Origin of the sequence: Gluconacetobacter liquefaciens, assembly GCF_003350405.1 — a bacterium.
Lineage (GTDB): Bacteria > Pseudomonadota > Alphaproteobacteria > Acetobacterales > Acetobacteraceae > Gluconacetobacter > Gluconacetobacter liquefaciens.
The window spans coordinates 310,363-334,151 of sequence record NZ_QQAW01000005.1 but is presented as its reverse complement, the minus strand read 5'-3'; the positions used below and the strand labels follow the sequence as shown (position 1 = coordinate 334,151).

The window sequence follows — 23,789 nt, the reverse complement described above, 5'->3', positions numbered from 1 at the left end:
GGCGCCATCTCCACCAGCCAGAACGCAATCCCGAACGCCAGCGGCACCGCAAACACCAGCGCCAGCAGCGTCGTCATCACCGAGCCGAACACCGGGGCCGCCGCACCGAAATGCTGCGTCACCGGGTTCCACGCCGCGCTCCACACAAAGCCAGGCCCAAACGCCGACCACGCCGACAGCCCACCCCACGCCAATACCGCTATCAGACCGCCCAGGATCGCCAGGATCAGCCACCCGGAAAGCCGCACCAGCCCCGCGAACACAGGGTCTCCCACACCGCCCGCACGGGGCTGAACGGGAGAAGACGCGACAGGCGGCGTCGACGGAAACGGGGGCGGTGTTTGGTCCATGCGGACTCCGGACAGCAGGACGCCCCACAGGGAAGCGACGTCAGGATCGGCCGCGCCCGACCGGCGCGAACGCGCGACCATTACTGGAGCGCACCCCGATCGGGCAACCTTCCATCGGCACGCGGCGATGCTTTATGGCGATCCGATGCCGAAGCGCGACAGGCGTTCGATCACCAGATCGAAATATCCCTCGGCATCCACCCGGTTGAGTACCAGCGCATTCGGGTGCCGGCCGGTCACGCTCCGCCAGTCGATGACCGTCATGCCCCGCGTCAGCGTGCCCTGGCACTCGATCCCGACATGGGCCAGCCGGCCGCTGAACAGGTCCGGCCGCAGCAGCGCCGCAATCACCGTCGGATCATGCAGCGGGCCGCCATCCGTCCCTCCCTGGCGCGCATCGAAGCGCTTATTGAACGTCAGCAGGTGATAGAACGCCTCGGCCAGCGGCGTGCCGATCGCGCGCAGCCGCGCCATCCGCGCCGCCGTCGTCAGCGCCCGATGCGTGCAATCCAGAGGGATCATCGTGATCGGCACGCCCGAATCGAACACCCGCGCCGCCGCCTCCGGGTCGACATGGATGTTGTATTCCGCCGCCGGGGTGATGTTCCCGCCCTCGGCCCGCGCGCCGCCCATCAGCACGATCCCATGCAGGTGCCCGGCCAAGCGCGGCTCGCGCAGCATCGCCAGGGCGATATTGGTCAGCGGCGCCAGGCCGCACAGCGTCACGCTGTCACGCGGCCGGGCCATCACCAGGTCCACGATCCGGTCGGGGGCGAATCCCTCGGCCGGCGTCAGCGACGGCGGCGGCAGGTCGTAGCCGTCGAACCCTGTGGCACCATGCACATGCTCGGCGGTACGCAGTGCCCCCACCAACGGGCCCGCCGCCCCGGCATAAACCGGCACATCGCCCCGTCCGGCCAGTTCCAGCGCCATCAGGGCATTGCGCGTGGTCAGCGCCAGCGGCACGTTGCCCCCCACCGTCGTCAGCGCCAGCACCTCCAGTTCGTCGGGCGAGGCCAGCGCCATGAGGAAAGCGACCGCATCGTCCGGCGAGGGGTCGGTGTCGATGATGATGGCGCGCGCCACGATATCACTCCTTCAGTCGGACCGATCGTCCGGCACCCAGTACAGCATCCGCGCCAGCGCCCGGTCCACCCCCCACCAGAGCAGCACTGTCATCGACGCCAGCACCAGCAGCGCCGCGAACATCAGGTCGGTCTCGAAGCGGGTATTGGCCGTCTGCATCAGGAAGCCAAGCCCGGACGACGCCCCCACCCATTCCCCCACCACCGCGCCCAGCGGCGCGATCGCGGCGGCCACCCGCAGGCCGGTGGCGAAGGCCGGCAGTGCCGCCGGCAGCCGCAGCCGCAGCAGTACCAGTCCCGGCCGCGCATCCATGCTCCGCGCCAGATCCAGCCACCCAGGCGGCGTGCGGCGCAATCCGTCGAAAAAGGACGAGGTAATGGGAAAGAAGATCACCAGCACCGCCATCACCACCTTGGAGGCAATGCCGAATCCGAACCACAGCACCAGCAGCGGCGCCAGCGCGAAGACCGGCACCGCCTGACTGAGCAGCACCAGAGGCATCATCCAGCGCCGCACCGGGGTCGAGGCCATCATCAGCAGCGCCAGCGCGCCGCCCCCCGCCGTGCCCAGCAGCAACCCCAGCACGGTTTCCAGCAGCGTCGTTCCCGCCGCGCCGGCCAGTAATCCGCGCTGCGCCCACAACGCCCGTGCGACCGATCCCGGCGGCGGCAGCAGATAGGGCGGCACCCCGCCCAGCCGGACGATCCCCCACCACAGCAGGCCCAGCCCGCACAGCGTGCCCACCGGCCGGCCCAGCCGCGCCACGATTCGTCCGGCGCTCATGAACCCGCCGCATCCAGCATACGACGCAGCAGCACCCCCTGGGCATGCAGCACGGAATCGTCGTCCGCCGGCCGCGGCACCGCGCCCGCCGGCACCGCGATCGCCTCCACACGCACCGGCTCCCCCGCCATCAGCAGGATCGCCTGCCCCAGCCGGCACGCCTCCAGCGGGTCATGGGTAATCAGCACCACCGTGCGGTCATGCAGCGTTTCGGCCGCCAGATCCTGCATCCGCGCCCGCGTCACGCTGTCCAGCGCCGAAAAGGGTTCGTCCATCAGTACGACCGGACGATCCTCGTACAGGGTCCGGGCCAGCGCCACACGTTGGCGCATGCCGCCCGACAGTTCCGCCGGCAGCGCCGCCAGCCGGTCAGCCAGCCCCATCCGCCGCAGCAGTTCCGCCGCCCGGTCGCGATCGGGCCGCCGGCCGCGCAGCCGGTCGCCCAGCATTACATTGTCGATCACCCGCGCCCAGGGTTGCAGCAGGTCGCGCTGCCCCATCCAGGCCACCCGGCCCGCCAGTGGCGCGCCGTCATCGGCCACCACCATGCCCGCCGTCGGACGATCCAGCCCCGCGATCACCCGCAGCAGGCTGGTCTTGCCCACGCCGCTGGCCCCCAGCAGCACGGAGAACACCCCGCCCGGCAATGTCAGATCCAGTCCGGCGAACAGCTCCCGCCCACCATGGGCCACCGCCAGCCCGCGCAGATCCAGCGCCGGAGCCGTCACCGGCGACGAACGGGATAGGCCAGCCCCAGCGCGTCCCGCGCCGCCGTGGCCAGCCGGTCGACCCGTTCGTTGTTTTCGTCGCCCGAATGGCCACGCACCCAGCGCCACTCGACCTGGTGCCGCTTGCTGATCTCCAGCAACCGCCGCCACAGATCCATGTTCGCCACCGGATCACCCGAAGCATTGCGCCAGTTCCGCCGCACCCAGCCGGTATGCCAACGGGTGATGCCGTTGCGCACATATTCACTGTCGGTATGCAGCACCACCACGCACGGCCGCTTCAGCGCCTCCAGCGCCTCGGCCGCCGCCGTCAGTTCCATCCGGTTGTTGGTGGTCTCGGCCTCGCCCCCCGAAATCTCGCGCTCGGTCCCGCGAAATTTCAGCAGCGCCGCCCAGCCGCCCGGCCCCGGATTGGGCTTGCAGCCCCCATCGGTCCAGATCTCGACCGGCGCGGACGCATTGGGCGTCTCCAGTTCGCATGCGGCATCGGCCTCCACCGGCCGTTCGTCGGTCTCAGACGCCATAGACCGACGCATCCCCCGCCGCACGATGAAAGCGCAGGCGGCGCAGGTAATCGAGCGGGTCCTTACGCGTCACCATCGCGCCGGCCGGCGTGTTCAGCCAGTCATACAGCCGCGTCAGCAGAAAGCGCATCGCGGCCCCCGCCGCCAGCACCGGCATCGCCTGCCGTTCGGCGGCATCAAGCGGCCGCACCGATTCATATCCCGCGATCAGCGCCCGCGCGCGCTCGGGCACGAACACGCCATCGGCCTCGAAACACCAGGCATTCAGGCAGATCGCGATGTCGTAGGCCAGGAAATCGGTGCAGGCGAAATAGAAATCGATCAGCCCCGACACCGCGCCATCGAGAAAAAACACATTGTCAGGGAACAGATCGGCATGGATCTGCCCGCGCGGCAGATCGCCCACACAAGGCCACGCCGGCAGGATCGCCCCCAGGGCGGCATCCAGTTCCGCCCCCAGCCCCACCGACACCGAATCCGCCTCCGCCCGGCAGGATTCCAGCAGAGGTCCCCACGCGGCGGGCCCCAGCCCGTTCGCGCGTTCGGCCTTGTAGGCCTGCCCCGCGACATGCAGCGCCGCCAGCGCGGCACCCAGCGGCGCGCAATGCTCCACCCGCACGTCGCGCGGCCACACGCCGGGCAGAAAAGTCGTGATCGCCGCCGGCCGGCCCGCCAGGGTGCGCAAGGCCTCGCCATCGCGCCCCGCCACCGGACGCGGGCAGGACAGGCCATGGTCGGCCAACGCCCCCATCAGCCCCAGGAACCAGGGCAGATCGTCAGGATTCACCCGGCGTTCATACAGGGTCAGGATAAAATCGCCGTCCGTAGTCCGCAGGACGAAATTGCTGTTCTCGACCCCCTCGGCAATGCCCCGATAGGCCGTGAGTTCACCAATGTCGTAAAGGGACAGGAACGCGCGCAGCGCCCCGTCCGACACATCCGTATAGACAGCCATGCGAACCCGGCCTGATCAGCCCAGCGGAGCCGGCAGGCGGAAGGTCACGTTCTCTTCCTTGACCGTCCGTTCCTCGATTTCCAGCGAGAAATGCTTGGCCAGCGCCGTGACCATTTCCTGCACCAGCGCCTCGGGCGCCGAGGCCCCGGCGGTGATGCCCAGCGTGTTCACCCCCTCCAGCACCGACCAGTCCAGATTGCTCAGGCGCGGCACCAGCAGGGCGCGCGGCGCACCCGACCGTTCCGCCACTTCGCGCAGGCGCTGGGAATTGGACGAGTTCGGCGAACCGATCACGATCACGAGATCGCAACCCGGCGCAATCGCCTTCACCGCTTCCTGGCGGTTGGTGGTGGCGTAGCAGATATCCTCGCGCTTCGGCCCCTCGATCAACGGGAAGCGGCGACGCAGGATCTCGACGATCTCGGCGGTGTCATCGACCGAAAGCGTGGTCTGGGTAATGAAGGCCAAGCGCGCCGGATCGGCCGGCTGGACGGTCCGCGCCTCTTCCGCATCGTTGATCAGCGTCACCGCACCGGCCGGCAACTGGCCCATCGTGCCCACCACTTCGGGGTGGCCGGCATGGCCGATCATCAGGATATGGCGGCTTTCCGGGCCACCATCGGCGAAATGCCGCTCGGCTTCGCGGTGCACCTTGGAGACCAGCGGGCAGGTCGCATCCAGGTACAGCAGGTTGCGGCGCTCGGCCTCGGCCGGCACCGTCTTGGGCACGCCATGGGCCGAGAACACGACATGCGCATCGGCCGGCACCTCGTCCAGTTCCTCGACGAAGATGGCGCCCTGGGCTTCCAGCTCCTCGACCACGGTGCGGTTATGCACGATCTCGTGCCGCACATAGACCGGCGCGCCATAGCGGCGGATCGCTTCCTCGACCACGCGGATGGCGCGGTCCACCCCGGCGCAGAAGCCGCGCGGCCCCGCCAGCAGAACCTTCAGCGACCGCATGGGCGCCTCGGCCGGAGACGTCGCGACGGGGGCGGAATCGGAGGTCTGAATCATCTGGTCGGGCATGGTGTTCCCCAAACGGCCGGCGAGCGGTATAGGATACGGGCCGGGGGCAGCGACCGGCCGGCCGCGCATCCCGGTGCTGGTCCGGCCCTACGCAAACCGGGGCCGTGGCGCAAGCCATTTTCCTGTAACCCCGGTGCATTTGGACATAGCCGTCCAGCCGGAGCCACACAAGCAGCCCGTCCACATGGCGGCCCCCGCAACCATGAGCAAGCACGAGACCCCGGAACCCGCATGATCCCCCGCATGACCATCGCCAGCCCGAGCGGCCTTCGCCGCTTTCGCCCCGCCCATCTCAGCGGCCTGGCGATCCTGCCGCTCGCCATGTCGCTGGCGGCATGCTCCATGGAGAACCCCGACGGCTTCGCACCGTCATGCCCGACCGTCGAGGTCCTCGGCGCCGCCGCCGACCAGATGGCCTTCACCGGCCCGTCGCACGATATCGGCCACCTGGCCTCGCGTGCCAGCGTCACGCGCGTTACCGGCCAGTGCCACAGAGGCTCGGGAAACCCGAAAACAACGGCCTCCGTCGTCGCCGAGGTCAGCCTCGGCCTGAACGTCACCCGCGGCCCCGGCACCGGCCGCACGGTGGATGTCCCGTATTTCATCGCCGTGGTCTATGGCGACGAGATCAAGAGCAAGAAGCAGTTCGTCGAGAATGTGCAGTTCCCGGCCAACGTCACCCAGATGCTCACCCACACCCGCATCGTGCCGATCACGCTACCGGTGTCCAAGCACGTCACGATCGACGGCTACAGGCTCGAGGTCGGCCTCCAGTTGACGAAAGAGCAGCTGGAATACAACCAGACCCACCTGATCGCCCCCACCTTCCACCATATGTGATCCTCCCCTGCCGCCGGCGCGCGGCAATGCAGACGGCCTGCGCGCCCACGGTCCCACCGACAGGTCACTCCACCGACAGGTCAAGCGATACAAGCGACATGAAGACAGCATGACGGACACCGCCCTTTCCCAGACCGCGCGCACCGCCAGCCAGCGGGAAATGACCCTGCGCGGTTTTATCCTCGGTGCCCTGATCACCGTCGTCTTCACCGCCTCCAACGTCTATCTGGGGCTCAAGATCGGCCTCACCGTCGCCTCGTCGATTCCTGCGGCCGTGATCTCCATGTCCGTGCTGCGGGCGATGGGCGGCTCCACGATCCTCGAAAACAATATGGTCCAGACGCAGGCCTCGGCGGCCGGCACGCTGTCGTGCGTGTTCGTCTCGCTGCCCTGCATGATCATGATCGGCTACTGGCAGCATTTCCCCTATCTGGAGACGACGCTGCTCACCCTCGCCGGCGGCATGACCGGCGTGCTGTTCACCGTGCCGCTGCGCCGCGCGATGGTCACGAACAGCGACCTCCCCTACCCCGAAGGCGTCGCGGCGGCCGAAATCCTGAAAGCCGGATCGGAAAGCGGCAGCCCGGAGAGCCTGCGCGCCCTGCTGACCGGCGGCGTGCTGTCGGCGCTGGTCACGTTCGCCACCGGCGGCCTGCGGCTACTGGCCGACAGCGCGGCGATCACCGCGACCTGGGGCGGCGCCATCTTCCGCGCTTCGACCGGCTTCTCGCTGGCCCTGCTGGGCGCGGGCTACCTGGTCGGCATCGCCGGCGGCCTCGCCATGCTGATCGGCACCATCATCGCGTGGGATGTCGCGGTCCCGATCCTCAGCGCCCAGCTGCCCAATCCCGCCCATCTCCCCGCCGCCGGTTTCGCTACGCAGATCTGGACGCAGAAGGTGCGCTTCCTGGGCGCGGGCACCATCGCCATCGCCGCCATCTGGACCCTGGCGGTGCTGGCCCGCCCGGTCGCGGCGGGCATCCGCGACATGATGCGCGCCCACGGTTCCGCCGACGAGGACGGCCGCGACCTCACACCCCGCACCCTCCTGCTGCTGACGGGTCTGTGCCTGGCCATCCTGTTCGTCCTGTTCATAAGCTTCCAGTCCCCCTTCGCCCACGGTAGCGCCATCGTCTCGGCGGCGCTGGCGGCGGTCGCCTTCTGCGCGCTGTTCGGCTTCCTGGTCGCCGCCGCATGCGGCTACATGGCCGGCATCGTCGGCTCGTCCTCGTCCCCGCTGTCGGGGATCGCCATCATCGCCATCGTGCTGGTCGCATCGTTCATGCTCCTGCTGGAGCCGCTGGGCGTGCTGCCTGCCGAGATGTCGGCCAACGGGCACCATCTGGCCATTGCCTTCGCGCTCTACATCCTCTCGGCCATCGTCGCCTCCTCGGCCATTTCCAACGACAACCTCCAGGATCTCAAGACCGGGCAACTGGTCGGCGCCTCGCCCTGGCGGCAGCAGGTGGCGCTGCTGGTCGGCTGCGTCAGCGGCGCCATCGTCATCCCGCCGGTGCTGGAACTGCTCTACCAGGCCTACGGCTTCGTCGGCGCCATGCCCCATCCCGGCATGAACCCCGACCATGCCCTCCCCGCCCCGCAGCCCGCCCTTCTCACCACCATCGCGCAGGGCATCTTCCAGCATCAGCTCGACTGGACCATGATCCTGATCGGCATCGCGCTGGGCGTGGTGCTGATCGCGGCCGATCTGCTGCTGCGCCGCGTCGGCGGCGCCATGCCACCGCTAGCAGTGGGAATCGGGCTGTATCTTCCCCCGGCAGTCAGTGTCACGCTGGCCATCGGCGCCATCATCGGCTGGGCCTGCACCCGCCACGCCCGACAGAGCGAAGGCGGCGTTTCCACCATGCTCGCCTCCGGCTTCATCGTCGGCGAGAGCCTGACGGGCGTGCTGCTGGCCGGCATCGCCGGCGCCACCGGCCGCGACGACGCCCTGGCCATCCTCCCCGAGGCAAGCACCGTGCCGTCGATACTGGGAACCCTGGTTTTTATCGCCATATGCCTATGGTTCGGCCACAAAATCCGCCGTGCCTGATTCCCTGTCTGGAAATGCGCGCGGCGGCACGCTCCCTCACCAGCCCGCATTTCCAGACACGGCCGGCCGGATCGCCCGAGTGAACTGAAAAAGGAGTTTCCAACGTTGATCCCCTTCTCGGTCCTCGACCTGTCCCTGATCGTTCGTGGCAGCGATGCCGCCACCGCCTTCCGCAACAGTCTCGACCTGGCCCGCCATGCCGAGGCGCTGGGCTTTCACCGCTACTGGGTGGCGGAACATCACGCCATGCCGGCCATCGCATCGGCCGCGACCGCCATTCTGATCGGCCACCTGGCGGCAGGCACGCAGCATATCCGGGTCGGCGCAGGCGGCATCATGCTGCCCAACCATGCCCCGCTGATGGTCGCCGAACAGTTCGGCACGCTGGAAAGCCTGTTCCCCGGCCGGATCGACCTCGGGCTGGGCCGCGCCCCCGGCTCGGACCAGGAAACGATGCGCGCCCTGCGGCGCGACCCGTCCAGCGCCGACCGCTTCCCGCAGGATGTCGCCGAATTGCTGCATTATTTCGCGCCACCCCAGCCCGGTCAGCGCGTGCAGGCCATCCCCGGCGCCGGGCTGGAAATCCCGGTCTGGCTGCTGGGCTCGTCGCTGTTCTCGGCCCACCTGGCGGCCCATCTGGGCCTGCCCTTCGCCTTCGCCTCGCATTTCGCACCGGACATGATGGAAGAGGCCGTGGCGCTGTACCGCCAGCGCTTCACCCCCTCCGCCCGGCAGGCCCAACCCTATGTCATGCTGGGGCTGAACGTGGTGGCCGCCGACTCCGACGCGCAGGCCCGCCTGCTGTTCACCTCGCACCAGCAGCAGTTCGTGGCCCTGCGCCGGGGCCGGCCGGGCCAGTTCCCTCCCCCGGTCACCGAGACGGACGGCCTCTGGACACCCGCCGAACAGGCCGGGATCGACCGGGCGCTGGCCTGCGCCGTCGTGGGCGGCCCCGAGACCGTGCGCACCGGCCTGGCCCGCTTCATCGCCCGCCACCAGCCCGACGAACTGATGATCGTGGGGGCGATCCACGACCACACGGCCCGCCTGCACTCCTTCGCCCTCGCCGCGGAAGCCCGAAGCGCACTGGCGGAAACCTGACAGCACAGAACCGTGGACGCCTCCCCATCGCGGATGCGATGATACGAACCATGTCCATCCAATTCTCCGACCTCACGTTGCCGACCCCGACCGCCGAAAGCCTGAACGCGGCTTTCGGTGCCGTCTCAACCCTGCTTGATGAAGGCCACCGCACCGAGGCCCTCGCCCGCTTCGACGTCGAACGCCGGGCGTACGACAGTTGGGCCTCGATGGTCGCCCTGCGCTTCTCCCAGGACACCACAAGCCCGCAGGCCCGCACCGATCGCGACCTCGCCGACCGCCTGACCCCGCTGGTGACCGAGCTTGAAGTCGCCATCAAGCGCCGGCTGCTGGACGACCCCGACCGCGCCGGCCTCGCCACCGCCATCGGCACCCACACCGTCCGCCTGTGGGAAACCGACATCACCACCTTCGACCCACGCATCCGCGAGGCACTGGAAGAAGAAGCCCGTCTGGGCGCCGACTACACGGCCCTGCTGGCCGCGGCCCGCGTGACGGTGCAGGGCCAGACGGTCAATCTGTCCGGCCTCGCCCCCTTCGCCGAGCACCCGGACCGCGCGGTGCGCTACGAGGCCGAAAAGGCACGCTGGGATTTCTTCGCCACCAACGGGCCGGAACTGGACCGGATCTACGACCAGTTGGTGCAGGTGCGCCACGGCATGGCGCGCACCCTGGGCTATGACAGCTACACCCCCCTGGGCTACCGGCGGATGCGCCGCGTCGATTACGGCCCCGAGGATGTCGCGCGCTTTCGCGAGGACGTGCTGGCCCATGTCGTGCCGCTGGTCGGCGCGATCATGGAAAACCGCCGCCTGACCATGAACTGGGACCGGGTACATTTCTGGGACGAATCGCTGATCGACCCGATGGGCAACCCCAAGCCGGCCGGCGGGCATGATTTGCTGCTGGAACGGGCACAGACGATGTTAGACCGCATGGGCGGCGATCTCGGCGCGTTCTACCGCCAGATGGTCGAAGGCGGCTTCCTCGACCTGCGCAATCGCGAGGGCAAGGCCGGCGGCGGCTTCTGCACCGCCTTTCCCACGGTCGGGATGCCGTTCATCTTCGCCAATTTCAACGGCACGCAGCACGACATCACGGTCTTCACCCACGAAATGGGCCACGCCTACCAGAACTGGAAAAGCCGCGACCTGCCGGGGATCGACCTGCTGTGGCCAACCATGGACGCCGCCGAAATCCATTCGATGGCGCTGGAATTCCTCACCTGGCCGCAGATCGACCTGATGGTCGAGGACGGGCTGGCCGACCGCTTCCGCCGCATGCACCTGATCGGCTCATTGAGCTTCCTGCCCTACGGCGTCTGCGTCGATCACTTCCAGCACGAGGTCTACGCCAACCCCGGCATGACGGCCGCCGAGCGCCACAAGACCTGGCAGCGGCTGGAAAAGCTGTATCTGCCCTGGCGCGATTACGGCGACCTGTCCTGGCCCGCCGGCGGCGGCCGGTGGCAGGCCCAGGGCCATATCTACCGTTCGCCCTTCTATTATATCGACTATACGCTGGCCCTGTGCTGCGCGATGCAGTTCTGGCTGCACAGCCGGGCCGATCAGGCGGGCGCGATGGCGGTCTATGCGGATCTGTGCGCGCTGGGCGGCTCGCAGCCCTTCACCGGCCTGGTCGACGCCGCCGGCCTGATCAGCCCCTTCAAACAGGGCACCCTGGCCGACATCGTTCAGGAGGCCGACCGCTTCCTGCACCTGCGCTGAAAGCCGAAAATGCGCGCCGGATCACCGCCGGCGCGCATTTACAATCAGGCCCCGCGACCGTTCCAGCCGGCCAGCAGGTCAACCACCGCTTGGGCGGACATGCGGCGCGCGTCACCCAGCGCCAGCGTGCCGTCCGGGTTCAGCAACCGGCCCTGCGGCGTCACGATCAGCACCGTCGGCACGGCCTTGATCGTCACCCCGTAATGCTGGGCGATATCCAGGTTGGTATTGATCCGCCCGACATTGACCGACACGGTGACGAAATGCGCCGCCACCCAGGGCGCGACAGACGGCAGTTCCAGAACGCCCGCCAGCATGCGGCAGTCCGGGCACCAGTTGCCGCCGAAATCGATCAGTACGTTGCGGCCCGTTTCCTTGGCCGTCTTGAAGGCGGCATCGACCTGCGCCTGCGCGCCCTCGGTCGGCCCATAAGGTGCAGCGACCGGCTTCGGCGTCTCCTGCCCCACCTGGGGCACGGGCGGCAGTTCGGCCAGGGCCGGGGTGGCAGCCAGACCGGCCAGCAGGACGGTCAGGGGAAGGAGGCGGCGCAGATGCATGAAATTCGGTCCATGAAGCCAAGGATGAACGAGGCATAATATCAGGTTAAGATGGATCTCATACGTCGAAAGCCATACAGACCCGACATGATGATAAAAGGATCTTCTCCCGGATGACACAGGCTGCGCAACCCGGCATCGCCCGCACCCTGATCAAGACCGTGGCCATGGTCGCGCTGACAGCCGCCCTGATGGCCACCCTGCGCTACAGCGCCCATGTCGCCTACCTGGTCGATCACATTGCCGGCACACGGCTGTGGAGCAGCCTGTACAGCGTCACCGGCGCCTCCGATGCCGAGGCGCGCGAACGGATCATCGTGATGGGCGTCGCGGTCGCCTGCTTCCTGCTGGCCCTGCCGATCGTGCAGATCGGCGAATGGGCGATCGACCGGCGGCTACGCGCGCGCCGGGCCTCAGCCGGGCGGTAACGCCCCGGCCGGGGCCGCCGCCTCGCGATCCCACAGAAATGTCAGTTCATGCTTGTTGTGCCACAGATGCAGCACCCGCCCGCCCGGAATGGCGGCGAACGCGGCAGCGGTCTCGTGGTCCGTGGTGCCCTGGAACTTGATGGTCATCACGATGCGCCGCGCCGTGCCGCCGGCGATCCAGCGCCTGGCCAGCGCCAGCAGGCGCGTCGGATAGGCGATGATGTCGGAAAACATCCAGTCCACCGCCCCCAGTTCGGCGGGCTCGATCCCGAACGCGCTTTCGCGGCGCAGCGTCACCCCCGGCATGGCGGCCACCTGGGGTGCGAGGTCCGCACGATCCACCGCCACCACCTCCGCCCCGCATTGCGCGATGGCCCACGTCCACCCACCGGGCGACGCCCCCAGATCGACGCAGCGTTCCCCCGGCATCGGCCACGCGCCCAGCCGGGCGCAGGCTTCCCATAATTTCAGATAGGCCCGCGAAGGCGGCCTCACCCGATCCTCGACAAACGGCACCGCCCCGTTCACGAAGGGCGAGGATTTGCGTGTCGACAGCAGCAGCATATCCGGCGCCAGCAACGTCCACCCGCCCAGATGCCCGGTCGGCGCCGCTGCGGGAAAGACCAGCGGCCGCGCGGCAACCGGCGGCAGACGGTCGGCAATCAGCGTCGCGCGACGATGATGCCGCACGGCATGGCAGGCCCAGTTGCGCTGCCGGCCGCGCAGCAGCGCCGCCGCCGCGCCGATCGAGGCAATGGAATGAAGTTCGGGCTCCAGCCAGATATCCAGCGCCCACGCCGCCGCAACCGGCGGACTGGCCGACAGCGCCAGCCGACCATGCCACGCCATGATCTCCACGCCCTGCCGGCCCAGTTCCTCGGCCAGCGCGTCCTCGAACCCCTCCGCCGCCAGATAGGCCGCGCGCACCGGGTGCGGCAGCACGACAGGCGCCTCGTCACCCTGCATATCCGTTCTCATCGGCGCAGCCCATCCACCGCCATCAACAGCCACGCCAGCATCAGCAGGCTGCCGCCGGTGGGCGCGACCGGGCCCAGATGTTGCCCGGTCACCCCCGTCCAGCCGACGGCACCGCAGAACAGCACCACCCCCAGCGCAAAAGCCGCACCGGCCAGCAGCAGCGGCACCCGCCGCCCCCGTACACACAGCAGGATGCCGACCGCCAGCAGCGCGGGCGCATGCCACATGCCCATCTCCACCGCCTCGCGCGCCAGCATGCGGCCGGAAGGCGTGGCGAACATCGCATCGGGCAGATGGGCCGCCAACGCACCGCCGGCCACGGACAGCAGGCCCAGCAGACCACCCGATGCAAGGAAAAACCGGGCCGCGCGCGGCACAGGCGAAAGGGAAGCAGGCACATTCATCACGACCGGTAGTCTAGCCGGGTGCCCCGGTTGCCGTATAGTCGCCCCATGTCACGCCACGACCTGTTTCCCGACATCGCACCCTACGAAAGCGGCTATCTGCCTGTGGGCGACGGGCACGAAATCTATTGGGAACAGGCAGGCAACCCGGCCGGCCGGCCGGTCCTGTTTCTCCATGGCGGCCCCGGCGCCGGCAGCGGGGCGGTCCATCGCCGCTTCTTCGACCCCACGCACTGGCGAATCGTGCTGTTCGACCAGCGCGGCGCCGGGCGCTCGCGCCCCCATGCATCGGTCACCGCCAACACCACGCCGCATCTGGTGCAGGATATCGAACATCTGCGCACGACGCTGGGCATAGCGGACTGGGTGCTGTTCGGCGGCTCATGGGGCTCCACACTGGCACTCTCCTACGCCCAGACCCACCCGGAGCGGGTTCGCGCGATGGTCCTGCGCGGGATATTCCTTGGCCGACCGAGCGAACTGGACTGGTTCTTCCATGGCCTGGGCCAGATTTTTCCCGACGCGCACACAGATTTTCTCGCGCATCTCCCCGAACAGGACCGACACGACCCGCTGGCCGCCTATTGTCGGCTGCTGTTCGACCCCGATCCGGCGATCCACCTGCCGGCGGCGCGGGCATGGTCCAGCTACGAGGGCACCTGCTCCACCCTGTTTCCGGCCCCCGCCGCGGTCGCCGGCTTCGCCCGCGACCGCGCGGTGATCGGCCTGGCGCGGATCGAGGCGCATTATTTCCGCCATGGCCTGTTCCTGCCGCCCGGCGGCCTGCTGGCCCATATGGAGCGGATCGCCCATATTCCCGGAATCATCGTCCAGGGCCGCTACGACATGATCTGCCCCTGCACCTCCGCGTGGGACCTGGCCCATGCCTGGCCCGGCGCCACGCTCACCCTGGTGCCCGATGCCGGGCACTCCGCGCTGGAACCAGGAATCCGCCGGCGCCTCGTTACCTGCATGGAAGAGTTGCGCGCTCTCTAGCGCCACGGTCAGAACCCGACCCGCACGATCGCGTTACCCCTTTATCCGACATGCCGTAAGGATCAGGGACGAATGACGAAATTTACCCGCTGGCTGCCCGTTGTGGCGCTCCTGCCGCTGGCCGCCTGCGCCACCGCGCCGAAGCCCGCCCCCATGCCCCAGCCACCTTCCCTGACGGAAACCGACATCACGTTCCTCGACAAGGCCGCCCGCAGCAACGATTTCATCATCGCAGCGGCGAAGCTGGCCGATACCCAGGCCCGCGATCCGCATGTCAAAACTTTCGCCGCCCGCCTGGTCACCGACCACACCGCCAGCCAGGACCGGCTGAAGGCCATCGCCGACCAGCACGGCACCACCCTGCCCGACGACCTGGACACGGACGAAGAGCATGTGCTGGACAGCCTGAAAGCCGAAAAAGGCCGCGCCTTCGACCGCGACTTCACCGCGCTGCAAATCGCCGGCCATGACAATGCGACCCAGTTGTTCCAGGCCGAAGCCACCAACGGCACCGACCCGGCCCTGAAGGCCTACGCCACCGACATGCAGGCCGACATTCAGTCCCATCTGGACATGGCGAAAGCATTGGGCCAACACAGGCACCATCACCGCCTCCATCACTGACCGGAACGCCGCATGAGCATCCGAATCGACCGCATCGTCACCAGGGGAGGCGATGGCGGCCAGACTTCGCTGGGCGACGGAACACGGGTCGACAAATCCTGCGCCCGGATCGAAGCAATAGGCGCGGTGGACGAAGCCAACGCCACAATCGGCGTGCTACGCCTGCATGTGCCGCCCCCGTCGCCCGATGCCGCATGCCTCGCACGGATCCAGTCCCTTCTGTTCGATATCGGCGGTATATTGTGCGTGCCGGAGCAGGGGCCGGAAGATGCCGACAATTTTCGCGGCGGCGACGCGGCGGTCGCGTTTCTCGAACAGGCGACGGAAAGCCTGCGCACGCGCCAGACTCCGCTGCGCAGTTTCGTGCTGCCCGCCGGCAGTCCTGGCGCCGCCCATGCCCATCTGGCCCGTACCGTGGCCCGCCGGGCGGAACGCCAGGTGGTCATGCTCCGCAAGGAAGAATTCGTCAGCGCATCCGTGCTGCGCTGCCTGAACCGGCTGTCCGATTACCTGTTCGTACTGGCCCGGCACCTGAATAACGACGGGCAGGACGACGTTCCATGGCAACCCGGCAGCCGGGACGCCTGAGAACCCTGCCCAATTTCATGAATCGCCCGACAATCCGGGGCCGATCCAGATCACGCAGCATCTCGATTTCTGTCGAACGCATGGGCGCGCCGGGTCACGCTGTACCCATGAAAGTCTGAATCGCACTGGACATCACAGAAACGTGATGTCTATTATTCTACCTATTCCAGAACCTGGAAAAGACGAAAACCGCCCAGCTTCCGTTCCATGTCTCGCTGTTATCACGCATGAAACCTTCGACTCCGCTGAATTCAGTGCAATCAGAGAAACAAAACGGAGAAAATATCAATAAATTATCAAATTATAAAAATACAAAAGAATACACTTCGGAAAATACCGCACAAAATCCACGTATAACATAAAAATAATACTGATTTCGTATCGATATTTATAATATTCGTAGTTATTTACGTCAATTTAATGACCAACATTACACGATCATGAAATTTCACACATGCCGCATTGGTACCGCAACACAACGCCACAAGAACTTACAAACGGCATGGTCTTGCGTTTTCTTCAGAAAAAAGAGTATATGAAACTTATTGGATCAAATTCTCTTAATCCATATGCGCTTCGCACTCACCGGTTCCGAGCCGGTTGCCCCTGTGAAATCGGCATCCGGTCATTCCGGCGCGGCGCGAAACAACAGAACAATGCCCGCCTCGTTCGGAATGAAATGAACAAGACAGAAAACACGCCCCCACGCCGGCATATTTTCAAACATTCCCCACGATTTTCATCTCCACTTTGAGAGACGCCCCCATGTCCGCATCCTATAACGATACCTTCCCCTTTGCCGCAGACACCGAACAATCCGACAACGATAATCGCGACGAGGTCAACGAGCAGGCGCTGCGTCTCGCCCTATCCCGTCTCGGTTCGAAACAATCCGCTCCTGCCTCCTCCTCCCAGGCGACGCCCCGCGCCGCTGCCCGCCCCTTCGACGCGGCACAACGGCGGCGGAAATTCGTCCAGGATGGCGATGTCCGGGTCGAACATCATGTCCTCAACCGCCCGGCGGCCCGGGCGATGCATGCACCGCAGGAGGATGGCGGCGAAGTCGAGCGGCTGCGCCTGCAGGTAAAGCTGTTGCAGAAGCAGCGCGACGACGCCGACCGCGCCTGCCACGATGCCCAGGCCACCCTGCGCTCTCTGGAAACCCGTATCGGCCACGCCGACATCGTTCTGGCCGAAGCCCAGGCCGGCGTGGTCAGCCGTGACGAGGAAATCCAGGCCCTGCGCGCCAGCCTGTCCGCGGCCCGTGCCGAAATCGCGCGTCTGACAGCGGAGCTTTCCGCCCCCAAGCCGCGCGCCGCCCTCCCCCGACAGCCGAAACCCGCACCGGTTCCCCGCCCCCGCCACGCTCCTGCCCCCGAGGTGATCGAGGACGAACCCGAGCCCGTGAAATGGTGGATCAAGAAGAAATAAGCAGGCTCTCCCTGGTCATACGGCAAGCCCGCGCCGATCGGCGCGCCAGCCCGTGATCCGCGACATGCGGAACACGGCACGCCTTTCCATCGTGCTTGAACGGCTCGCGATCGTCCTCGTCGTCGCCTGCATGGGCGGCGCTGCCGCCATCCTCATGATGGCGCCGCTGGTCAACGGGCTTTTCCTGCTGCTGCGCGATATCTTCGGCATCCTGTTCCTGCCGTTCTCCTTCCTGTTCGGCATGGCCGGACAGACGGACCATGCGCATATCATGGGCAATGTCGTCGGCGGCATGGGCACGGACCTGCTTTCCCACCCCGTGCGAACGCTGGCCGCCGCCGCCGCCAGCGCCTTCAGTGCCGTGCTGTTCGTCGTCGCACTCGGCCCGGCCGGGCGCGGCGTCATGGCCGCCTCCCTGGCCACCGGGCTCGTAGCCTTCTGGCTGGGCGGCCTGACGACGGGAATGATCCTGCTACCCGGCCTGATGATCGAAATCCTCTACCTGCTGCGTCCCGCCCGCCCCCGCGATGCAATGCCGGGCCAGTAACGATCGCGGAACAGGCCGGCTGCCCACATCCTTAGGCGGTCGCCAATGTCCGGCGCATGATCTTGCCCGATACCGTCGTCGGCAATTGCCGTACGAACAGCACCTCCTTCAGCCCCACCCACCGCCCCAATCCGCACGCGACCCGCTCGGCAATCTCCGCCGCCCATCCCGGCTGCGCCGGCCACGAGGCCGGCACCACATAGGCAACCGGCCGCTGCCCCCGCAGCCCGTCGGATACGGCCACGACCGCACAGGCATGAACCTTCTCGTGCCCGGCAATGATCTTCTCGATCTGCACACCGGAAACCCGGCGCCCCGCCACCTTGATGACATCGTCGGAGCGCCCCAGCATATGCACGGCCCGATCATCCGTGATCAGCCCTTCATCGAAGGTGCGATAACAGCCCCCACCCTCCGCCAGATACGTAGTCGGGGGCCGCAACGCGCCCGCCTTCCAGATCCCGGCGAGGCAACCCGGCGGCAGCGGCAGCGCCAGCAATATCTCACCACTCGTCTCCCCTGCCACCGCCGGGCGAACCACCGGCGAAAAACCGGGAGCGGGCCGTCCGATATCATTCAGGATCGCCGCAGGCTCCGCCTCAGGCAGCCCGAAGAAATGCGCGGTAATGCTCCATCCGGTTTCGGTCTGCCACCAGTGATTCACCACCGGCCGATCGAAACAGGCCCGCGCCCAGTCCAGCAGGGTCGGATCGGCATATTCCCCGGCCACGAAAACCCGCTTCAGCGCTGGCAGCCTGCTGCCTGAAAGATCCACGCCGCCCTGGCGCATCACCCGCAACTGCGTCGGCGTCGTGAACAGGCATTTCACATCATGCGTGGCACAAAGCCGTTCGATCACCGAGCCAGAGGGACATCCCTCCACGATGACGCTGGTCCCGCCGCCCAGCAAAGGCGCGTAGACCCCATAGGAATGCCCGACCACCCAGCCGAGATCCGACGTGGTAAAGAAACAATCCCCCGGCCCGCAGCCATAGATCAGTTCCATGGAAAGGCTCAGAGCCACCGCATGGCCGCCATTGTCGCGGACAATCCCCTTGGGCGTTCCCGTCGTCCCGGACGTATGCAGAACATAGAGCGGGTCCTCGGCCCGCACCGGCACCGGCGCCACCGGCGGATACCGCTCCAGCACATGAAAATCATGGTCCCGCCCCGCCACCATCCGCATCGGGCAGGACGCGCGCTGCACGATGACGCAGCCATCGGGCACATGCACCGCCCCGGCCAGCGCCTCGTCCAGCGTCGCCTGCGCCGGCACCACCGTCCGTCCCTGAAAACTGCAACTGGCTGCGACAACGATCTTCGGCGTCACGTCATCGATCCGCCGCGCCAGTTCCGCCGCCGCATAGCCCGCGAAGACCACCACATGCACCGCGCCGAGCCGCGCACAGGCCAGCATGGCGATCGCGGTTTCCACCATGCAGGGCGCCGCGATCAGCACCCGGTCCCCCTTGCCGACTCCCAGCGCCCGCAACCCGCCGGCAAACCCCGCAACCCGCCGCTGAAGTGCGGCGTAGGACAGGCTCCGCGTCTCCTGCGTCGCGCAGGAATGCCAGATCAGGGCGGGCTGCTCGCCACGCCCGGCCGCCACGTGCCGGTCCACCGCGTTATGGCAGCTATTGAGCGTGCCGCCGGCAAACCAGTCATGCCACCCGTCCGCACGTGGCCGACAGGCGGCAACGGGCGCCTGCTCCCATGCGATGCGCCGCGCGGCCTCCAGCCAGAACCCTTCAGGATCGGCCGAAGCCGCATGCCGCATGGCATCGTAGGTCGTCCACGGAAGCATGGCGCACGTCCTCCTTCAGGCGATCGGGATCTCTTTTCCGGTAATCTGGCCGGCAAGCCACGCAGCATCGCGCGAGATGCCGGAGAACCGGCCAGACCCCCAGGTGTGCAGCCAGGGCAGGCCCAGGAAGTAGAAACCGGGCGCATCGGTCACCCCCCGATCCCACACCGGCTTCGTCGCCCCGTTGAAGACCGGCACGTCGATCCAGCGATAATCCGGCCGGAACCCGATGCACCACAGGATGGCGGTAATCCCCGCCGCCTTCAGGTCGAGCGGCGCGTTTCCGCGCTCCGGCTCCCACACCGGCACATAAGGGGCTTCGACCGGCGCCTCGATCCCCGCCCGCGCGATGTGCGCGTCGATCGAGGCCTTGATGTCGGCATTGGTCTTGTCCGCGTCGTCGAGATTTTCCTTCAGGTCGGGCAGGAAATGCGCAACCTCGTCGCGGATGGTCTCCAGCGTGCCATGCAGCCCCACGCCCTCCTTCGCGAACTGCCGCAGATCGAGATCATGCCCGCCATTGCGGCCGGTGACATAATGGTTGGTCTTGTCACGCGCCCCATCCCGCAGCGGATGCCGGTCCACCGTCAGGTCATAGAATTTCATGTCCGCCAGCCAGTCCACCACGTCGCGCCCGCGATAGAAGCGCGAGACACGCGGCGCGCTGCCGACGCACAGATGCACCTTGCGGCCTTCGAGATGCAGATCTTCGACAATCTGCGCACCCGACTGCCCGCTGCCCACCACCAGCACCGCTCCCTCGGGAAGCTGCGCCGCATTCCGATAATCCTGCGAATGAATCTGGATAATCGCGGGATCAATCGCCCCGGCATAACCGGGGATCACCGCATCATGATAGGCACCAGAGGCGATCACGACATGCTGGGCGTGCCACACCTCCTCGTTGGCCACCACACGGTACCCGCCCTCTTCATGACGGGTCACGGACGTCACCCGCGTGTGCTCGCGCAGCGGCGGCGTGAAGGAGCCCCGAAAGGACCGCACATAATCAATGATCTCGTTCTTCACCATGAAGCCATGCGGATCACTCCCCGCATAAGGGTGCCCCGGCAATTGGCACTGCCAGTTCGGGGTAACGAGGCAGAAATTGTCCCACCGCTCGTCATCCCAGGAATGACAGGCCGTTCCAGCCTCCAGCACAACATGGTCCACCGCCTCGCGGCAGAGATACCAGCTCAGCGAAAGCCCGGCCTGCCCGCCGCCGACGATCACGACGGAAATGGTTTTTTCATTCTGTGACATAAGGATATTCCGCAAAGGGATTTCAGTCGAACGACTGGACACGCACCCGCGCATCCTCCGAAACAGCAAAGCGCGCGCAGAGCGTGCGAATGGTCTGCAACTGGCCGAGCGCCCGACTGCACGGAAACCCGTACCGGGCCTGCACCCGCGCACTGGCCTCCGTCAGCGCCGCGTCCGCGCGGGCCAGGAAGTCCGCAACCGGATAATCCGCCCCCGGCACCAGGTGATCGCGCACCACCAGCGAGGGCGAATAACAGTCGCTCTCCGTCCCGTCCGGCCAGCGGACACGAAAGATCATTTCAGGCATTGATCGAACTCTCCTGAAGCACCCCGGCGCGGGGCAACGCCGCCAGACGCCGATAGGCAGGGATGTGCCGCGCCGCGACATCGTGCCAGCAGAAGCGGCGCGCGACCGCAGGGCCAACGGCCCCGAAACGGTCGCGACAGCCGGGCCGCAGCGCGTCATGCAGGGCATCGGCAAGGGTGTCGGGCTGCTCCGGCACACACCACAGGGCCTCGTCACCACGCAGATGTTCGGTAAAAGGCGCGGCATCGGGCACGATGATCGGGGTGCCGCAGGCCAGCGCCTCGACCGGGCACAGCCCGAACCCTTCACAGTGCGAGGGATAGGCCAGCACCGCTGCCTGCCGGTAGAAGGCCGCCATATCGGCATCCGCGACCGGCCCCGTCACCGTTACGGACTCAGCATGCCCACTGGCCGACAGAAGCGCGGCAAAAGCCGCGCGATAATCGGAATGATCCAGTAGCGACGCCCCCCCCCGACGACGACAAGATGCACATCCGGCCGCACCGCGCGCAGACACAGAAACGCCTCCAGCAGAACAAGCGTATTCTTCCGCCGCTCGATCCCGCCTACCGACAGGATCAGATGCCGATCCGGCGGCACCCCATGGCGCGCCCACAACGAGCAATCCTGCGCATTCACCTCCGGCGAAAACCGCAGCGGATCGACCCCGTTGCCAACGACCGGCGCCACCCGCCCCCACTCCGCAAGCAGCGTGCGTTCCCACAATGCGCTGACGGTAAAAAGCTCCGCCGCCGCCCGCAGCCCTCGCGCCTGACGAAACGCCAGACCAGGGTCGGCAAAACGGTCGAGATGGTGAACGGTGCGCGCAAATCCGGCAATCCGCCCTTCCACCACCAGATCCGCCAGCGCATTGGCACTGATCGGGTCCTGCGCATGCAGCACGTTATACCGCGCATCCCGCAACGCCTCGCGCATGGCGGCGACATGGCATTCCACCCGCGCGGACAGGTCCCGCACCTCCGGCACCGGAATGCAGCGCACGGCACAGCGCGGCGTGCGAAAAAAACCCTCTCCGCCGGCATCGGGCGCAATCAGCGTCGCCTCATACCCGGCGTCGCACAACGCCTCGGCCAGCGCCATACCATGCACCACGCCGCCTCGCGGATTGGTCGAATGGGTGAGAATCCCGATGGAGAGCGTCATGGCGCACAACCGATCAGAGGCTCCTGCCCCAGATCCCAGAACGTCTCGCGCACGCCGCCATGCAGCACATCCAGCGTCCGCGACCGGTCACAGGCGCCAATGACGGCGGCGGCAATGCCCCGCGCCCGAAAGCGGGCCAGAATGGCCTCCGCATCCGCAGGCCGCGCGGTCAGCAGATAACCATAGCTGGGAAAGGCACCGAGCCAACGTTCCATCGGCGCGCCATCCGGCCGGGGAATCGCATCCAGATCCACCGTCACCCCGATCCGCGAACATTCCGCCAGCATCACGGCGGTGCCCAGTATCCCCGCCATGCTGATATCCTTGGCCGCCCGGCTCAGCCCCGCCTCCGCGATTTCCGGCAGCAACTCAAGGTCGGCCCGCAAGCGCGCGGCATCCCCGCCTGCCCCCGTTTCCGAACTGGCGTCCCAGAACGGATGCGGGTCATGCCATTTCCCCCGCAGATCGATGGCGGCAACCAGCACCTCGCCCGGCCGGGCATCGAAACTGGTCAGCAGCCGCCGCGCCCGCCCGAGAATGGCCACTGACAGCGAACAATGCGCACTGCCGAGATTGGTATGCCCCCCCCACGACCGGAATGCCATAAGCCCGCGCCCCATCCCGCAACCCATGCAGGATCGGCGCGGCACCCCCGGCGCTCTCGCCCCACAGCGTATCGACAACCGCAATCGCCCGCCCGCCCATCGCCGCGATGTCGCTGGCATTGACCATCACGCCGCAATAGCCGGCAAACCAGGGCATGGCGCGCACGAACCCGTCCTGAAATCCCTCGCTGGCAAAAAGAAGATAGCCATCGCCATCCGGAATCGCCGCGCAATCGTCCCCCAGCCGGATAGCCTCCGCGCCCCCATAACCCAGCGCGGCAACCGTCCCGGCGATATCGCGTTTCGCGGCCAGCGCGCGGCTCTCCCGCAGGCCATGCAGCATCGCGGCCAGGGCGCGCATCCTCACGCGCTCCGCCGCAAAACGGGCTGGGGGCGCAGCAACCATGTCTGCGCCCGCCCGTGCGCCGGATAGCGGGAAAGATCGGCCTCCATCTCATGATGCGGCAGACCATGCAGCGTGATGGTCCCGAGGCTCGTCCAGTGCAGGCGGCGGAAGAACAGCACATTCTGCTCCTGCACCTGCGCGAAGAAACGCCGCGCCCCAAGCCCATGCGCGGTACACACCGCCATGCGGATCAGTTCCGCCCCGATCCGCCCCAGGCGGCGATGCTCCGCATGCACCGCCAGCCGCGAACCGCGCCAGATGCCCGGCTCGGCTTCATGGATACGCACCGCCCCGACAATCCGGTCCGGCATCCCGGCCACGCAGCAGGATGCGATGATGGGCATGGCCTGCGCATCTATGGCATCGCGGTCGTCATCCTGAAAAACCCCCTGTTCCCGGCAGAAGATTTCACGCCGCAGGGCATAATGCCCCGCCCGCTCCCATTTCGAGCGCGCAAGCCGCACGACATATTCCGTCGGAACGAAAGGGCGAACCTCGATATCATCCATGA

Annotated in this window: 23 protein-coding genes and 3 pseudogenes; 10 read left to right on the top strand and 16 right to left on the bottom strand. The window is 67.2% G+C overall.

From position 1 onward, the window contains the following. From pstC to ispH, 7 genes and pseudogenes are all read right to left on the bottom strand, one after another. Nucleotides 1-350: pseudogene (gene pstC / locus C7453_RS11330) on the bottom strand (phosphate ABC transporter permease PstC); the annotation flags it as partial. Between the two features lie 132 nt (nt 351-482). Next, nucleotides 483-1,436, bottom strand: a complete 954-nt coding sequence (locus C7453_RS11325; RefSeq protein WP_114727630.1) for a nucleoside hydrolase — start codon at nt 1,434-1,436, stop codon at nt 483-485. Between the two features lie 12 nt (nt 1,437-1,448). Continuing rightward, nucleotides 1,449-2,219, bottom strand: a complete 771-nt coding sequence (locus tag C7453_RS11320; protein WP_114727629.1) for an ABC transporter permease — start codon at nt 2,217-2,219, stop codon at nt 1,449-1,451. Continuing rightward, nucleotides 2,216-2,947, bottom strand: a complete 732-nt coding sequence (locus C7453_RS11315) for an ABC transporter ATP-binding protein (RefSeq protein WP_114727628.1) — start codon at nt 2,945-2,947, stop codon at nt 2,216-2,218. The genes C7453_RS11320 and C7453_RS11315 overlap by 4 nt, the downstream gene beginning before the upstream one ends. Continuing rightward, nucleotides 2,944-3,471, bottom strand: a complete 528-nt coding sequence (gene rnhA / locus C7453_RS11310) for a ribonuclease HI (RefSeq protein ID WP_114727627.1) — start codon at nt 3,469-3,471, stop codon at nt 2,944-2,946. The genes C7453_RS11315 and rnhA overlap by 4 nt, the downstream gene beginning before the upstream one ends. Next, nucleotides 3,461-4,426: a homoserine kinase gene (locus tag C7453_RS11305; RefSeq protein ID WP_114727626.1), complete on the bottom strand. Its 966-nt coding sequence runs from the start codon at nt 4,424-4,426 to the stop codon at nt 3,461-3,463. Before C7453_RS11305 ends, rnhA begins: the two co-directional genes overlap by 11 nt. A 15-nt stretch (nt 4,427-4,441) precedes the next feature. After that, complete coding sequence (ispH, locus tag C7453_RS11300) at nt 4,442-5,455, bottom strand: 4-hydroxy-3-methylbut-2-enyl diphosphate reductase (protein ID WP_114727664.1); 1,014 nt, start codon at nt 5,453-5,455, stop codon at nt 4,442-4,444. Between the two features lie 243 nt (nt 5,456-5,698). Between ispH and C7453_RS11295 the strand changes: the two genes are divergently transcribed. The 4 genes from C7453_RS11295 to C7453_RS11280 all read left to right on the top strand — a co-directional run bounded on the left by C7453_RS11295 (nt 5,699) and on the right by C7453_RS11280 (nt 11,176). Further along, nucleotides 5,699-6,295: a hypothetical protein gene (locus tag C7453_RS11295; protein WP_245948986.1), complete on the top strand. Its 597-nt coding sequence runs from the start codon at nt 5,699-5,701 to the stop codon at nt 6,293-6,295. 109 nt (nt 6,296-6,404) lie between these two features. Beyond that, nucleotides 6,405-8,348 carry an OPT family oligopeptide transporter gene (locus C7453_RS11290; protein ID WP_170143200.1) on the top strand — a complete coding sequence of 648 codons (1,944 nt, stop codon included), beginning with the start codon at nt 6,405-6,407 and terminating at the stop codon, nt 8,346-8,348. 105 nt (nt 8,349-8,453) lie between these two features. Next, nucleotides 8,454-9,449 (top strand): LLM class flavin-dependent oxidoreductase, encoded by a 996-nt coding sequence (locus C7453_RS11285; RefSeq protein ID WP_114727624.1) that lies wholly within the window; start codon nt 8,454-8,456, stop codon nt 9,447-9,449. 50 nt (nt 9,450-9,499) lie between these two features. Next, the gene (locus C7453_RS11280) at nt 9,500-11,176 is read left to right on the top strand and encodes a M3 family oligoendopeptidase (RefSeq protein ID WP_114727623.1); all 1,677 of its coding nucleotides are present in this window, start codon (nt 9,500-9,502) and stop codon (nt 11,174-11,176) included. Nucleotides 11,177-11,220: 44 nt separating this feature from the next. Here C7453_RS11280 and C7453_RS11275 read toward each other — a convergent pair whose 3' ends face one another. After that, nucleotides 11,221-11,733: a thioredoxin family protein gene (locus C7453_RS11275; RefSeq protein WP_114727622.1), complete on the bottom strand. Its 513-nt coding sequence runs from the start codon at nt 11,731-11,733 to the stop codon at nt 11,221-11,223. Between the two features lie 113 nt (nt 11,734-11,846). Here C7453_RS11275 and C7453_RS11270 point away from each other — a divergent pair, with 113 nt between their 5' ends. Then, on the top strand, nt 11,847-12,161 hold the full coding sequence (locus C7453_RS11270; RefSeq protein ID WP_114727621.1) for a hypothetical protein: 315 nt from the start codon (nt 11,847-11,849) through the stop codon (nt 12,159-12,161). Here the strand turns inward: C7453_RS11270 and C7453_RS11265 are convergent. Continuing rightward, nucleotides 12,147-13,127 (bottom strand): SAM-dependent methyltransferase, encoded by a 981-nt coding sequence (locus C7453_RS11265; RefSeq protein ID WP_408871602.1) that lies wholly within the window; start codon nt 13,125-13,127, stop codon nt 12,147-12,149. The two genes, C7453_RS11270 and C7453_RS11265, sit on opposite strands and share 15 nt — an antisense overlap. An 8-nt stretch (nt 13,128-13,135) precedes the next feature. Further along, entirely contained in the window at nt 13,136-13,537 is a 402-nt protein-coding gene (locus tag C7453_RS11260; RefSeq protein ID WP_307723116.1) for a DUF423 domain-containing protein, read from the bottom strand. Between the two features lie 54 nt (nt 13,538-13,591). On the opposite strand from C7453_RS11260, the gene pip reads away from it, so the two are divergent. From pip to C7453_RS11235, 5 genes are all read left to right on the top strand, one after another. Beyond that, complete coding sequence (pip, locus tag C7453_RS11255; protein WP_114727618.1) at nt 13,592-14,539, top strand: prolyl aminopeptidase; 948 nt, start codon at nt 13,592-13,594, stop codon at nt 14,537-14,539. Between the two features lie 72 nt (nt 14,540-14,611). Continuing rightward, nucleotides 14,612-15,163 (top strand): DUF4142 domain-containing protein, encoded by a 552-nt coding sequence (locus tag C7453_RS11250; protein ID WP_114727617.1) that lies wholly within the window; start codon nt 14,612-14,614, stop codon nt 15,161-15,163. A gap of 12 nt (nt 15,164-15,175) precedes the next feature. Then, nucleotides 15,176-15,751 (top strand): cob(I)yrinic acid a,c-diamide adenosyltransferase, encoded by a 576-nt coding sequence (locus C7453_RS11245; RefSeq protein WP_114727616.1) that lies wholly within the window; start codon nt 15,176-15,178, stop codon nt 15,749-15,751. A 765-nt stretch (nt 15,752-16,516) separates the two neighbouring features. Continuing rightward, entirely contained in the window at nt 16,517-17,182 is a 666-nt protein-coding gene (locus tag C7453_RS11240) for a hypothetical protein (RefSeq protein WP_114727615.1), read from the top strand. Between the two features lie 64 nt (nt 17,183-17,246). Beyond that, entirely contained in the window at nt 17,247-17,729 is a 483-nt protein-coding gene (locus tag C7453_RS11235) for a hypothetical protein (protein WP_245948985.1), read from the top strand. A 31-nt stretch (nt 17,730-17,760) separates the two neighbouring features. Here the strand turns inward: C7453_RS11235 and C7453_RS11230 are convergent, their stop codons facing one another. From C7453_RS11230 to C7453_RS11205, 6 genes and pseudogenes are all read right to left on the bottom strand, one after another. Next, nucleotides 17,761-19,533 carry an AMP-binding protein gene (locus C7453_RS11230; RefSeq protein ID WP_114727614.1) on the bottom strand — a complete coding sequence of 591 codons (1,773 nt, stop codon included), beginning with the start codon at nt 19,531-19,533 and terminating at the stop codon, nt 17,761-17,763. Nucleotides 19,534-19,548: 15 nt separating this feature from the next. After that, a complete protein-coding gene (locus C7453_RS11225; RefSeq protein WP_114727613.1) occupies nt 19,549-20,796 on the bottom strand; it encodes an MSMEG_0569 family flavin-dependent oxidoreductase in 1,248 nt (415 codons plus the stop codon). Between the two features lie 22 nt (nt 20,797-20,818). After that, nucleotides 20,819-21,103, bottom strand: coding sequence for an MSMEG_0570 family nitrogen starvation response protein (locus C7453_RS11220; protein WP_114727612.1), 285 nt, complete (start codon nt 21,101-21,103; stop codon nt 20,819-20,821). Next, nucleotides 21,096-22,267 (bottom strand): annotated as a pseudogene (locus C7453_RS11215) (MSMEG_0565 family glycosyltransferase). Before C7453_RS11215 ends, C7453_RS11220 begins: the two are co-directional and overlap by 8 nt. Continuing rightward, nucleotides 22,264-23,233: pseudogene (locus C7453_RS11210) on the bottom strand (sll0787 family AIR synthase-like protein). Before C7453_RS11210 ends, C7453_RS11215 begins: the two co-directional pseudogenes overlap by 4 nt. Nucleotides 23,234-23,235: 2 nt before the next feature. After that, the gene (locus C7453_RS11205) at nt 23,236-23,787 is read right to left on the bottom strand and encodes an MSMEG_0567/Sll0786 family nitrogen starvation N-acetyltransferase (RefSeq protein ID WP_114727611.1); all 552 of its coding nucleotides are present in this window, start codon (nt 23,785-23,787) and stop codon (nt 23,236-23,238) included. Nucleotides 23,788-23,789 lie beyond the last annotated feature (2 nt).